This is a genomic window from Pseudomonas sp. GW821-FHT02H09 (assembly GCF_059421425.1).
Map to the genome: position 1 here is coordinate 154,824 of NZ_JBWKVA010000013.1, position 13,281 is coordinate 168,104.

Genomic DNA, 13,281 nt, shown 5'->3' on the forward strand with positions numbered 1-13,281 from the left:
CCCTTGGGGCAAAGGTTTGCCGGGTATCGAATTTTTTCAGAGGGTTTTTGCGAAGGCGTGGTGGTTGTAACTTGAATATGGTTTTGCGCTACGTTGGGGCGTTCGGTAACAAGTTGGTGCGCTTTGGAAACGGCTTCAAGCCAGGGCCGAATCGGCTCTTTCAGACTGGATTTCCGGGCCGCTCACATTCAGCATTCGCGAGTACTTTGGTTTATGGCCAGTGAGTGGTTCGAGGCGGTCATCATGTCCAGGATTGGCACGGACACCGTAGCTATGTTTATCAGATGGGGCAAAGCAGGTGAGGTTATCGACTTCCCGGATTTGCTGATTGATGACCATGTTGAGGAGGTGCCCCACATCGCTTCCGAAAACGCTGATACAGATCCAGGCTCGGCCCCAAGGCAATCCATCAGTCGTCGAAATGCAGAGAAACGCATACCCTTGACAACCAATGGACAGCCTTGGAGTACAACAGATTTACTTCCGGTTTTTCAGCACCGTGGCAAGTACTTCACCGCTACGTACCTGTTCGGTGACACTCATCATGTCCGAATAGAATGCACGATCATTGTCGGCGACCGGTACTCGGCTACGCACCAGATCATAAACTGCCTTGGTGACGCTGGAGGCCTTGTGCACATCATGGAAGTCCAAGGCCTGGCAACCCACCAGCAGTTCAATCGCCAGCACCGACTCCAGTTTTTCGGAAACCTTGTAAGCCTTGATGACGGCGTTGTAGGCGAGGCTGACCAGATCCTCCTGGTTGCCGCAGGTCGAGAAACTGTCGACAGAGGAGGGGAACGACAGCGTCTTCATTTCCGCGTACAGGCCAGCCGCCGTGTATTGAAGGATCATGTACCCGCTGTTAAGGCCCGGGTTGCGCACCAGGAACGCCGGCATTTCACTGAAGTGTGAATTGACCATCCGGTCGATACGGCGCTCGGAAATCTTCGCCAGGTTGGCCAGCGCCACGCACAAAGTATCCGCTGACATGCCGATGTAGGTGCCGTCGAAGTTGGCGCCTGAAATGGCAATGCCGTCGCCGTCGTCAAGAGGGTAGATGACCGGGTTGTCGCCCGAGGAGTGAATTTCGTTCTCGATATTTTCGCGTGCGTGATCAATGAATTTTTTCGAAGCGCCATGCACCTGGGGAATGGCACGCAGGCTGTAGGCATCCTGAAGCCGGTAATCGATGTTTTCGGCGACCAGTTGGCTATCATGCAGCATCGCCTTTATATCCCTGGCGGTTTGCGCCTGTTCTTTGTGTGCTTTGACCGAGTGATAGCGAGGGTCGAATGCGCGAATCGTGCCCTTCAACGCTTCAAGCGAAAGTGCAGCGGCAACATCGGCAAGAGAGGCTGTCTGCATGGCGTTGTAGAGCGCCAGAATAGCGATGGCGGTAACTGACGTGGTGCCATTGAGCAGGGCTAATCCTTCTTTGCACTGCAGGTCTGTCGGTTGCAGGCCGACCTGTTCAAGCGCGGTGGCGCCATCCACCCATTCGCCGCCATTGACCCTGGCTTGGCCTTCGCCTAGCAGTACCAATGCCAGGTGCCCCTCGACGGCCAGATAGCCCACCGAACCCTCGCCAGGCGCAAACGGCACGACTTCGTTATTGAGCAGAGCGGCAATCAGCTCCAGCAACTCCAGGCGCACCCCCGAAAAACCTTTGCCAAGGCTGATCAGAACCATCAACTGGATCGCACGAACCTGCTCACGCTTGAGCGGCTCGCCCACGGCGACGGCATGGGAGCGCACGATATTGACCTGGAGCTCCTTGGCATTCTGCGGAGAAATCACATGCCGAACGTTATCGCCGAACCCGGTGGTCACCCCATAGACCAGGCGATTTTCATCGAGGAAACGCTCCACCAGGCCACGGGACTTTTTCACGCGGTTCTTGTAGGTCTCGGAAAACGACACTTTGGCCGAATAACGGGCTACCGCGACAAACTCTTCGATGGAGGGCTCCCTATCGCCGAGGACTACCTGAGTGATCTGTTGAGGATGAGCTTTCATTGCGAACTCCCGAGAAACGAAATGATTGAGGGGGGCTGGACCGGCCAGGCCGTCGCTCGATTGAGCGTGGGAGAAGGCTAAAGCGGTTTTGATATGAAGAAAATATGGTAATTTCTGTCAGTTTTATTAGAATTTCTAAACTTAAAACGCTTTCGAGGCCTTCGCGTCGCCATGAGTCGCTTACCTCCCTTACGAGCACTTCAAATATTTGAAACCGTCGGTCACTGCGGCGGTATATCCCAAGCCGCAAAGCGATTGAACATCTCCGTGGGCGCGGTGAGTCAGCAGATGAAGTTGCTTGATGAGGCGCTGGGCATGAGCTTGACGGTCAAGGAGGGACAGCGCTTGCGGCTGAACGCCATTGGCCAGCGTTTTCATGCGCGGTGTTCTATAGCATTTGAAGAATTGAGAGCCGCTGTTTCCGAAGTAGAGCGTTCGAAAAACCCCAACAATTTGTATGTCAGTGGCCTGCCTTCTCTCATGACCAAGTGGCTGGCGCCTCTCACCTACGAATGGCAGCATGAGGATGGTGATCTCGACATCTATCTGGATGGCACGCTGGCGGATACTTCGGAGGAGGAAAACGCAGATTTTCGTATCGGCTATGGCGAACCCGGCCAATATGCCGGGCATAGCGTCGTACTGTTCCGCGATTGTGTGGTACCGGCATGCTCACCGACGCTTTTAGGCCATCCAGGCAATGTGGAGCATGCCGCTGACCTGCTCCAATACCCACTTATCCGTATCGATTCGCGGCCGAAATTTGACTCACCCCCCTCATGGGCCGAATGGTTTGAGCTGGGAGGCGCTGCCGTCGAGCAGACGATTGCCATACGTCGTAGCTTTTCTTCGTCCAGCATGGCTATTCAAGCCGCCATCGATCACCAAGGAATAGTGCTGGCGCAGTTTTCCATGATTGCCCGTGACATCGATGAAGGGCGCTTGATCATTCCCTGGCAGCGAGCCATGCCTCTTCCCTCGCCGTATTACCTGAGTTGGCACCCTAACACTCTGCAGAAAGCGCAATGTCGGGCATTTCAACGCTGGCTGATTGGCCGAGGGAGAGCACAAGAGGAAATTACTGACTCCTTGATAGCTGCGCAGCCCGCTAGCAAGAAGTGATTCGCAACCACAGCGTGCTACCAGGTTTCGAGCTTTTGACAATCTGGGCCGATTGCTGCCCGTCACTAAAGGCATCTATCGGCTGTACTTGACATTTGAAACGTATGAGAACGTCCTGAGAGTTCACTTCCTCGACGCGCAGACGATGACTTCCACCAACAACCGTGGGTCAGCCAGTTTCGCCTCGCCACAGGCACGAGCCGGGGCATGCCCCTTCGGTACCCAGGCGTCCCATACTGCGTTCATTGCGTCGAAGTCCGCCATGTCGGCCAGCCAGATGGTGGTTTGCAGCAAATGCTCCCGCGTCGAGCCAACCTCTTTGAGCAAGGCATCAACCCGTGCCAAGGCATCGCGGGTCTGGTCGGCGACGTTGTGGTGGGTTTCGCCGACCTGACCGGCGAGGAACACGGTGTTGCCGTGAATGACAATTTGGCTCATGCGCTGATTGGTGTGTTTGCGTTCGATGGTTGGCATCAATTGCTCTCCTGTGGAATAGCGCGGTTTAGAAGCGTTGCACGGAAAAACTGTCCAGCCAGCCAGGTGCCTTGCCGGCGATGCAGTCCGCGACCAACTGGCCGGTCGCCCCGGCGAGGGTCAGGCCCAGGTGTTGATGGCCGAAGGCATAGATCAGTCGTGGTTCGTTCGGCGATGGGCCGATCACTGGCAACGAGTCCGGCAGGGACGGGCGGAACCCGAGCCACTTGCGGGCCACCGGTTCGGTCAGACCCATAACTCGGCGCACGTGTCGCTCCAGGTAATCGAAACGCTTGGGATTGGCCGGGTCATTGATCGAGCCGAGCTCCACTGTGCCCGCCACCCTCAGGCGGCCGGCCATGGGCGTCATGTAGAACGCACTTTCCACTGGGCAGCAGGGGCGGTGGAGCAGGGTGTCTTGCAGGTCGAATTCGATGTGATAGCCGCGCTCGGTATCCAGCGGGATGCGATCCCCGACCTGGCGTGCCAGCGCCGCGGACCAGGCGCCGCCGCACAGCACCACCCGGTCGGCGCGGTAGGTCTGGCCTTCGGCACTGAGCAGATGCAGGGCGTTACTCTGCCGTTGCACGTCAGTGATCGTCGCCTGATGCAGCGCCCCCTCGGCGATCAGCGGCGCCGCCAGCGCTTCAATGAAGGCTTGCGGATCATCCATATGGGACGACTCGGGAAACAGAATGCCGGCCACCGATTTGCCAGCAAGGGCTGGCTCCAGTTGTTCGACATCGGCCGCGCTCAATACCTGCTGCGCAATACCCAGAGAACGGCGCAGCTCGATGGCTGACTGCGCGCCGGCGAAACTTTGCTCGGTGCCGTAGGCATAAATGCAACCGTTGTGACGTAAATGCTGATCAGCCTGCGGGCAGTCGGCCAGCAACGGCGCATAACCGCTGTAGGTGTGCTGGAGTATTTTTGTCAGGGCCAGGGTATTGGCTTCGCAACGCGAAGCGCGACATTCATTGAGAAACCGTAACAGCCAGGGCATCAGCCGGGGCAGGCGTGCCCAGTTAATGACGAAGGGCGAGTCCGGTGAAAACAGCAGGGACGGAATCGCCTTCAGCAGCGATGGCTGGGCAATAGGCATCACGCCGTAAGGCGCGAGGGTACCGGCATTGCCGTAAGACGCGCCGCAGGCAATTGCGTCGCGCTCGAGCAACAGCACCTGATAACCCTGGCGGCGCAGCCAGAGTGCGCTGGCAACCCCGATAACGCCTGCGCCGATAACGGCAATTTCACAATGAACTGGCTGTGTCATGTCCTCAGATCCGGTTGTGCATATGGAGATGACCCTGGCGTGCCAGTTGGCTGATGACGCTCAAGGCTTTGATCAGCTGCTCGCGTGACAGGGCAGCTGAAATGTTGATCCGCACTGCTTGTGGCGAGAGCTCCGGGCGCAAGGTGAAGGCCCCACCAGCGAGCAGCACCACGCCGTGGTCCTGGCACAGGCGTGCGAAGCGCGAACCGGTCCAGGGTTCCGGCAGGACCAGCCAGGCATGGGTGCCGGTGGCGCTGTGCTGGAATTCCAGACCTTCAAGGTGAGTGGCGAGCAGCGCCTGGCGGATGCGCAGTTCTTCGCGTTGTTCCGAGACCAGGTGGTCGGCATGACCGTCCTCGATCAGCCGGGTGGCAATCAGCGCTGTCAGCGGCGAAGTACTCCAGCAGTCGATGCGCTGCATGGCGGCGATGTCTTGCACCAGCGGCTGAGGAGCCATGACGAAGCCCATGCGCAACCCCGGGGCGATGCATTTGGACAGTGCCGAAATGTAAATCGTCCGCTCCGGCATCAACGCCGCGAAGGCCGGGGGCGATTGATCCAGTAGCGGCCGATACACATCGTCTTCAATGACCAGCAGGTTGGTTTTCCGAATCACTGCTGCCAGTTCTTCGCGGCGCTCGGCGTCCAGAGTGATGGCGGTCGGGTTATGGATCGAGGGCACCAGAAACAACAGTCGTGGCTGATGTTCGGCGCAGGCCAGGCGCAAGGCTTCGGGTGAAATGCCGCGGGCATCGGCGTCGACCCCAATCAGGATCAGACCCAGCGAGCGACACAAAGCGTTGATGCCCTGATAGGTCACACTGTCGGCCAGCACGGTATCGCCGCTATTGGTCAGGCTGCGCAGGGTATTGGCGATGCCATGCTGGGCGCCTTCGACGATCAGCATCTGCGAGGCTTCGGCCTGTACGCCGGTGTGGCGCAACCACTGCGCTGCGGCTTCACGAGCCCAAAGCGGACCTTCGGACGGGTGATAGTCCTTCATGTCACCAAAGCGCGGGTCGCTGGAAAGACGCGGCAGCAACTGCGCCAGCACCCGATTAAAACCATCGGTTGCCGGACGATTGACGCTCAGGTCGACAGTGCCCGGGTCATTGCTCGGCGCCGACTGGAACTGCGCGGCTGGATGCCGAGGCAGGGCGACTTGCGTACCGCGACCCGGACGGCTTTCGACCAATCCTTTCTGCTGCAACACGGCCATGGCCTTGGTCACTGTGGTGATGTTCACCCCCAGTGCGCTGGCGAACTCGCGATGGGGCGGCAAACGCTCGCCCGGCTTGAGCTTGCCGTTGCCGATCGCCTCAGCCAGTGAGTCGGCCAATTGGGCGTAAAGGGTTTCGGCTTTGTCGCGCTGCAAAGCCGCATTGGCTTTCAGCTCGTCCAGCAGTTGTTCGAATTGACTCATGGTGCTTTATCCCTGCTTGTCATGCTTGTAGCAAGACAATAAGCAAATTTGTATTGCTTTTTATCTGATACAAAGCCCATTGACAAGCTAAAAAACCGTGATTAGTGTGTGAGTTGTAATGCTTGTCATGCAACACAATAAGAAAATGGCTGCCATGCTCAGCCCAATGGGTACGCACATGACTATCAAAACGTTCCAGCCGGGTTCGCCCTTCGCGCTCCGGCACCACCTACTCTGCAGCCCGTCAGCGGGCGGCACAGAGTATCCGGTGTGTTGTCCCCCTCGCGCAAAGTCTTCGATGAATTTATCCGGTCGATCGACCTCACCCAACAACGCGGAGGTCATCCAATGAACAACGCCCGGCAATCCGTTAAAAAATCAGGCGAACAGCGGCTGAGCGGGGCTCTGCGCCAACGCCATATCACGATGATTTCGCTCGGCGGGATCATCGGCGCAGGCCTGTTTGTCGGCAGTAGCGCAACGATTCAGGCCATTGGCCCGGCGGCATTTCTCAGTTATCTCGCTGCCGGCATCGTGGTGATGCTGGTCATGCGCATGCTCGGTGAAATGGCCGTGGCCTTGCCCGGTGTCGGCTCCTTTACCGAATACGCCCGAATCGGCCTGGGCAATTGGGTCGGGTTCACCAGTGGCTGGTTGTACTGGTACTTCTGGGTGATCGTGGTGGCGGTTGAAGCGGTGGTCGGTGCCAATATCCTCCAGCAATGGATACCGCTGCCGGCGTGGATGATCGGTCTGAGTCTGTTGGCGATCATGACCGCCATCAACTGTCTGTCGGTGAAGTCCTATGGTGAATTCGAGTACTGGTTCGCTTCATTGAAAGTCTTCGCGATCATCGTCTTCATCTTTGTGGTTGGCGCTTACCTCTTCGGTTTCGCCCCAAGCACCAGCGCGCTGCTGGGCAATCTGGTGAATGACCGCGGCTTCATGCCTTACGGCGTGAGTGCGATTCTGGCCGGTGTACCCACAGTTATTTTTGCGGTAGGCGGCGCCGAGATCGCGACCATTGCCGCCGCTGAGTCGGACGATCCATCGAAGAACGTGGCGAACATGACCCGTTCGGTAATCTTCCGGGTCATCACCTTTTATGTCGGCTCGATCTTCCTGATTGTCTGCGTGGTGCCCTGGGGGCAGATCGTCGCCAGCCATTCGCCGTTCGTGGCGGCGCTGGAGGTCATGCGCATTCCCGGGGCCGCGATGATCATGCAAGCGGTGGTGCTGGTGGCCGTGCTCTCGGCGCTGAACTCCGGGTTGTACGTGTCTTCGCGGATTCTCTTCGGCCTCAGTCAGCGCGGTGATGCACCGGCGAAACTGTCGACCCTCACCGGTCGCAAAGTACCAAGAGCGGCGGTGCTGCTGAGCAGTGTGATCGGCTACATCGCAATCATGGCCGCGATCATTTCTCCAGAGGGTGTGTTCCTGTTTCTGGTCAACGCTTCCGGTGCGGTGATGTTGTTCGTTTATCTGGCAGTGGCGCTGGCGCAGATCAAGGTTCGACGCCAGGTAGAAGCCACGGCGCCCGCGCGACTGACCCTCAAGATGTGGCTGTTTCCGTGGTTGTCCTATGCTGTGGTGGCAGTGATTGCGGGTGTTTTGGTAGCCATGGCTTTTCAAGAATCCTTGCGTACGCAGTTCCTCGCCAGCCTGGTCAGTCTTGGCGTGGTATCCGCGGCTTACCTGCTGCTCAAGCGTCGCCGGCAGCAAGCTGGCAAGCCCCACGTCAATGCCATCGACATTCTGGCGGGCTTGCCGACACGATCATGAAACCCAGGGAGATCGAGCCACGGACGGCGGTTGAGTTGTATGGCTTGTAATGGTCCAAAACAATAATTTGCCAATAGGTGATCTATGTCCGATTTCAAGTTTGATACTCAAGGTTTCTCCCGACGCGGGCTCCTCAAAGCCGCTGGCTATGGTTCATTGGCGGCCCTGTTGGGTAGCGTGATAGGCCCGATGCCGCTCGCATTCGCTGCCGGGCAACCGATCAAAACCGTGCGCCCCGGCTATCTGACCGCGGCCTGCCTGGGCGACATGCCTCTGGGGGCGCTGCGCGAAGGTACACCCGTGGGCACCGATCTGGAACTTATCAAGCTCATCGCCGACCGCCTCGAACTCAAGCTCGATGTCCTGACCATGGGGTTTCCAGCGGTGGTGGAAGCGGTGAGGTCGGGACGCGCCGACTGGTTCGGCGGCAACTTCGCCTGGAACCCGATGCGTTCGAAGATCCTGCTGTTGACCGACCCGGTGTTCTACACCGGTGCCTACGTGATCATGCGCGACAGCGAGCCGTTCGAAACCTCGATCACCGTGAACGATGTGAAGGGTCGCACCATCGGCGCCATTACCGGCTATTTCACCATCCCGGACATGAAGAAAATCGAGGGCGTGAAGGAGGTCAAACTCTACGACAATACCGACTCCTGCCTGCGAGACGTGCGGGCCGGACGGCTGGATTTTGCCGTGCTGGATGCCCCGACCATCGACTACATGATCCTTCAGGACCCCAGCCTCAAGCTCAAACAAATCCCCATGTCCTACGATGAAAAATTCCCCAGCCTGACCGCCAAGTTCGAGGCGATCTGGGGCGTTCATCCGCAGAACCAGGACTTGTTCGATGGCGTGAACCAGGGCCTGCGCTGGCTCAAGAGTACCGATCAGATCAAACCGATCCTCGCCAAGTACGGGATCAAGAACCCCGACTACCTCGTGCCTCCAGCCAAGGACCCGCGCATCGGCGTGGATCGGGACGAGAAGGGCAACCTCATCGGGCCGTTCGAACATACGCCGCGAGATTTCAGTCAGGCCTTCGCCTGAGTCGACGTCGCGATCACAGTTTGCGTCATCCACTTACGGACATTGCTCATGGCTGAATCAACCCCACTGGTGCGGATCGAGGGGCTCTACAAGTCCTTCGGTAGCCTGGACGTTCTCAAAGGCATCGACCTCAACGTACAGCAGGGCCAGAAGATCTCGCTCATCGGGCCCAGCGGGTCGGGCAAGACCACCTTGCTGCGCTGCGTCAACTACCTCGAAGAGCCGACCAAAGGTGACATTTACATCGATAACGAACTGATCGGCCAGCGTTTGGTGGGCACACGAAAAGTGCCCATGAGCGATAAGGAGCTGGCGCGGATGCGCACCGAGATCGGCATGGTGTTCCAGCGTTTCAACCTGTTTCCTCACCTCTCGGTACTGGAAAACATCATCCTCGGCCCGCTCAAGGTGCAACAACGCAGTCGCGCCGAAGCGGTGGAACTTGCCGAGGATCTGCTGAACAAGGTGGGCATGTTCGCCAAGCGTGACGTGTACCCGGAACAGCTCTCGGGTGGGCAACAGCAGCGCATCGCCATCGCCCGGGCGCTGGCGATGCGACCCAAGCTGATGTTGTTCGACGAGGCCACTTCGGCGCTGGATCCGGAACTGGTGGGCGAAGTGCTGACCGTCATGCGCAAGCTGGCGGAGGAGGGCATGACGATGATTATCGTGACCCATGAAATGCATTTCGCCGAAAGCGTCTCCGATCAGGTGATCTTTATGGCCGACGGCAACATTGTCGAGCAAGGCCCGCCCCGGCAGATTTTCCGTGAGAGCCAGATCGAACGTACCCGCTCCTTCATCCGCGCTGTGCAGGAGCACTGATTGATGTTCGATTCCACCGCACTGAACAAAGCCATCGAGATGCTGCCGTACTTTTTGAATGTGCTGGGCATCGGGGCGCTGACCACCGTCGGTCTGACCGCCGCTGCGTTCGTTGTGGCTGCGCTGTTGGGGTTTTGCCTGGCGCTGATGCGGCTCTCGCGCAGCCGGGTGCTGAGCTTGATCGCCAGCGTGTACCTGGAGGTGTTTCGCAACGTACCGATCCTGACCCAGCTGTTCATTCTGTACTTCGGGCTCACCTACATCGGAATCACGTTGCCGGCGATTGGTGCGGCGATCATTGGTTTTGGTCTCAACGGTGCGGCGATTCTTTCGGAAGTGTTCCGTTCGAGCATCCGCACCATCGATCGTGGGCAAAGCGAAGCGGCGTTTTCCATCGGCATGACCCGCTCCCTGGCGATGCGCATCATCGTGCTGCCCCAAGCGTTCAAGGTCGCCATTCCAGGGATGGCCAATTTCGCCATTGGTCTGCTCAAGGACACGTCTCTGGCGTCAGCGGCGGCGGTGCCGGAGCTGACCTTCAAGGCGCGGATGCTGGTCAGCGAAACCTACCAGACCAACCTGATCTACTTCCTGTTGGCGATCATCTACCTGGTGTTAAGCCTGGTACTTTCCCACTGGGCAGCGCGGACCGAACGGCGACTCAAAGTCGTCAAGGAGAATTGATATGGGCTATGGCGACCTGTGGGAAGCAACCCATGTCGAACTTCTTACAGCGGCCTGGGCCACTCTTCAATTGGCATTCGGTGCGCTGGTCATTGGCTTGATCGTCGGTCTGCTGGTGGCGCTGGCGCGACTCTCGAGCAATCGGGCATTGCGGCGCGCGGCGCTGATCTACATCGAAGTGTTTCGCGGTACTCCGGCTCTGGTGCAGTTGTTCATCGTCTATTTCAGCCTGACCGAAATCGGCGTTCAGTTCAGCTCGTTCCAGGCAGCGATGATCGGGTTGGGGCTGAATGCTGCCGCCTACCTGTCGGAGATTTACCGTTCGGGTCTGGAGGCGGTGCCCAAGGGGCAGGTGGAGGCGGCGAAAGCGATTGGTATGCCTCATCTCAAGGTGTTGCGCTGGGTTGTGTTGCCCCAAGCCATTCGTATTGTGCTGGCGCCGATTGGCAATGTGGCGATCTCGCTGTTGAAAGATACCTCGGTTGCCTCGCTGATCGCGGCGCCGGATTTGATGCTGCGGGCTCAGGACTTGAGTAGCGTGTACTTCATGCCGCTGGAGATCTACATCCTCGTGGGCGCGATCTACTTTGCGCTGTGTTATCCGCTGTCACTCGGCGTGCGTTTACTGGAGCGCAAGACGAGGCATTGAACCAATGGCTCGTCCGGTTTTCATCCGGACGAGCAGTGCTGGATGCGGATGGCCCCTGCGGAATATTCAATTTGACGCAAACGGCAGTCGTTCCTTGAACCAGGTCACGGCTTGCATTTTGAACGCTTCAGCAGGTGGCGTTAAAGGGTAGCGCTGATCATAGGCTAAGACGATGCGCTGAGCGGGCAGCTCTTCCCGTATGGGACGACAGACCAGAGGCTGACCATCGTAGCTATGGTCGCCGAAGGGTCTGGTATAGGTCAGCGCCACACCGAATCCGTTTGCAACAAGGCTGCGTTGAAACTCGAAGCTGTGTGTGCGCTGGACGCTGTCGGGCGCGAGTCCATAGAAGTTGAACAGGTCCAGCACGTGCTGCCAGCTGTGGATTTGATCAGTCACCACCAGATTACATTCGCTTAGCGCTGCCAGACTGACACGGGGCTCGTTTGCCAGCGGGTGATCAGCAGACAGTAGGGCATGGGCGGTCAGCTGGCATAGCTCTATGCATTCCATATTTGCCGGCAACCCCAGATCGTACGTCAACGCCAGCTCCAAAGTGCCCTCAGCGAGACGCTTGCCCAGATATTCGAACCCGCCTTCGCGCATATCGACAGTGACCTGAGGATAGTCTTGTTGGAGGCGTCTCAGAATCTGCGGCAGGCAATATGGAGCCAGGTCCTCGTAGCACCCCAGTACCAGTTCCCCGGCAAACTCGCTGCTATTGCTCCCGATATCCGAAAAGGTCCGAGCCTCGGCCAAGACGCGTTTTGCCTGAGCCATCACCGTGCGGCCGAAGGGGGTCAGAGTCACGCCGAGCCCGCGTTGGCGAACAAAGAGTGGCTGGCCGAAAAGCAGTTCCAATTCGGTAATGGCGGTGGAGATCGATGGCTGGGAAACGTGCAACTCTTCGGCAGCCAGCGTGAGGTTGCTGTGTTTGGCTGCAGCGAGTGCGTAACGGAGTTGTCGCAGGCTGAACTTCATAAGATTTTCTTAGGTGATAAATCAATACATATTATTTTATCATTGTTGAGTGTCATGAAATATTTGTCCTGCGCCCACCTTTATTTTTTGCTTCTGGGAGTTTCAGGTCATGACACACAGCTCATACACCATTAATGAAAAGGACATCGAGGCCTTTCAGCGCGATGGAGCGGTCTGCCTGCGCGGCATTTTCAGTGACTGGATCGAGACCATCGTCACCGGTATTGAACGCAACCTCGCCGAGCCGGGCGTTTACGCCAGCAGATACGTCGAGAAGGATGACAAACCGGGCGGTTTTTTCGATGACTATTGCAACTGGCAGCGGATTCCAGAGTTTCGCGCAATGGTGGAGCAGTCACCTGCCGCCTCCGTCGCTGCGGCGGTCATGCGTTCGAGTTCGGCGCAGTTCTTCCATGATCATGTGTTGGTTAAGGAGCCGGGTGCGCAGAAAGCCACGCCCTGGCATCAAGACATCCCCTACTACTTCGTCGAAGGCAACCAGAACGTCAGTTTCTGGATACCCGTGGACCCGGTACGAGAGTCGACTCTGCGACTTCTTGCAGGCTCACATCGGTGGGAGAAAGGGATAAAACCCGTCCACTGGGCCGATCAAAGCGATTTTTACAGGGACGCAGACGGATTCCGGGACGCGCCCAATCCCGACACGGAAGAGGGCATGCACGTACTGGAGTGGGAGATGCAACCTGGCGATGCGGTGCTGTTCGATTTTCGGACGGTACATGGCGCCAGAGGCAATGCGTCAGCGCAGCGTCGACGTGTGTTGTCGCTTCGCTGGCTGGGCGACGATATACGTTACATCGAGCGTCCAGGACGGACCTCTCCACCGTATCCAGGGCATGCGATGCAGACCGGTCAGAGACTGCGCGAAGATTGGTTCCCGACGATACATCAAGGAGCTTGAGTTTCACGTTGATGACAGATGTTCGCCACTGACGTGGCGAACACTTGCACTGCCATAACCCTGTTCACTGTGTTGGA

General features: G+C 58.0%; 12 protein-coding genes. 7 read left to right on the forward strand and 5 right to left on the reverse strand.

Annotation, left to right across the window (positions count from 1 at the left end):
- Positions 1–477 precede the first annotated feature (477 nt).
- On the reverse strand, positions 478–2,019 hold the full coding sequence (locus AC07VR_RS18715; RefSeq protein ID WP_495012150.1) for an HAL/PAL/TAL family ammonia-lyase: 1,542 nt from the start codon (positions 2,017–2,019) through the stop codon (positions 478–480).
- Between the two features lie 171 nt (positions 2,020–2,190).
- On the opposite strand from AC07VR_RS18715, the gene AC07VR_RS18720 reads away from it, so the two are divergent.
- The gene (locus AC07VR_RS18720; protein WP_495012151.1) at positions 2,191–3,141 is read left to right on the forward strand and encodes a LysR substrate-binding domain-containing protein; all 951 of its coding nucleotides are present in this window, start codon (positions 2,191–2,193) and stop codon (positions 3,139–3,141) included.
- A gap of 123 nt (positions 3,142–3,264) precedes the next feature.
- On the opposite strand, the gene AC07VR_RS18725 is transcribed toward AC07VR_RS18720, so the two are convergent.
- The 3 genes from AC07VR_RS18725 to AC07VR_RS18735 are packed head-to-tail and all read right to left on the reverse strand — an operon-like array spanning position 3,265 to position 6,311.
- On the reverse strand, positions 3,265–3,615 hold the full coding sequence (locus AC07VR_RS18725) for a RidA family protein (RefSeq protein ID WP_495012152.1): 351 nt from the start codon (positions 3,613–3,615) through the stop codon (positions 3,265–3,267).
- A 28-nt stretch (positions 3,616–3,643) separates the two neighbouring features.
- Positions 3,644–4,888 carry an NAD(P)/FAD-dependent oxidoreductase gene (locus tag AC07VR_RS18730; RefSeq protein WP_495012153.1) on the reverse strand — a complete coding sequence of 415 codons (1,245 nt, stop codon included), beginning with the start codon at positions 4,886–4,888 and terminating at the stop codon, positions 3,644–3,646.
- A 4-nt stretch (positions 4,889–4,892) separates the two neighbouring features.
- Complete coding sequence (locus AC07VR_RS18735) at positions 4,893–6,311, reverse strand: aminotransferase-like domain-containing protein (protein WP_494993191.1); 1,419 nt, start codon at positions 6,309–6,311, stop codon at positions 4,893–4,895.
- Between the two features lie 348 nt (positions 6,312–6,659).
- Between AC07VR_RS18735 and AC07VR_RS18740 the strand changes: the two genes are divergently transcribed.
- From AC07VR_RS18740 to AC07VR_RS18760, 5 genes are all read left to right on the forward strand, one after another.
- Positions 6,660–8,093 carry an amino acid permease gene (locus AC07VR_RS18740; RefSeq protein ID WP_495012154.1) on the forward strand — a complete coding sequence of 478 codons (1,434 nt, stop codon included), beginning with the start codon at positions 6,660–6,662 and terminating at the stop codon, positions 8,091–8,093.
- Positions 8,094–8,177: 84 nt separating this feature from the next.
- Complete coding sequence (locus AC07VR_RS18745; RefSeq protein ID WP_494993189.1) at positions 8,178–9,143, forward strand: ABC transporter substrate-binding protein; 966 nt, start codon at positions 8,178–8,180, stop codon at positions 9,141–9,143.
- Between the two features lie 48 nt (positions 9,144–9,191).
- Positions 9,192–9,968: an amino acid ABC transporter ATP-binding protein gene (locus AC07VR_RS18750; RefSeq protein ID WP_493136926.1), complete on the forward strand. Its 777-nt coding sequence runs from the start codon at positions 9,192–9,194 to the stop codon at positions 9,966–9,968.
- 3 nt (positions 9,969–9,971) lie between these two features.
- On the forward strand, positions 9,972–10,652 hold the full coding sequence (locus AC07VR_RS18755; protein ID WP_493136927.1) for an amino acid ABC transporter permease: 681 nt from the start codon (positions 9,972–9,974) through the stop codon (positions 10,650–10,652).
- 1 nt (position 10,653) lies between these two features.
- Positions 10,654–11,301 carry an amino acid ABC transporter permease gene (locus tag AC07VR_RS18760; protein ID WP_494993188.1) on the forward strand — a complete coding sequence of 216 codons (648 nt, stop codon included), beginning with the start codon at positions 10,654–10,656 and terminating at the stop codon, positions 11,299–11,301.
- 66 nt (positions 11,302–11,367) lie between these two features.
- On the opposite strand, the gene AC07VR_RS18765 is transcribed toward AC07VR_RS18760, so the two are convergent.
- The gene (locus tag AC07VR_RS18765) at positions 11,368–12,282 is read right to left on the reverse strand and encodes a LysR substrate-binding domain-containing protein (RefSeq protein WP_494993187.1); all 915 of its coding nucleotides are present in this window, start codon (positions 12,280–12,282) and stop codon (positions 11,368–11,370) included.
- A gap of 109 nt (positions 12,283–12,391) precedes the next feature.
- Between AC07VR_RS18765 and AC07VR_RS18770 the strand changes: the two genes are divergently transcribed.
- Positions 12,392–13,204, forward strand: coding sequence for a phytanoyl-CoA dioxygenase family protein (locus AC07VR_RS18770; RefSeq protein ID WP_495012155.1), 813 nt, complete (start codon positions 12,392–12,394; stop codon positions 13,202–13,204).
- Positions 13,205–13,281: the final 77 nt, after the last annotated feature.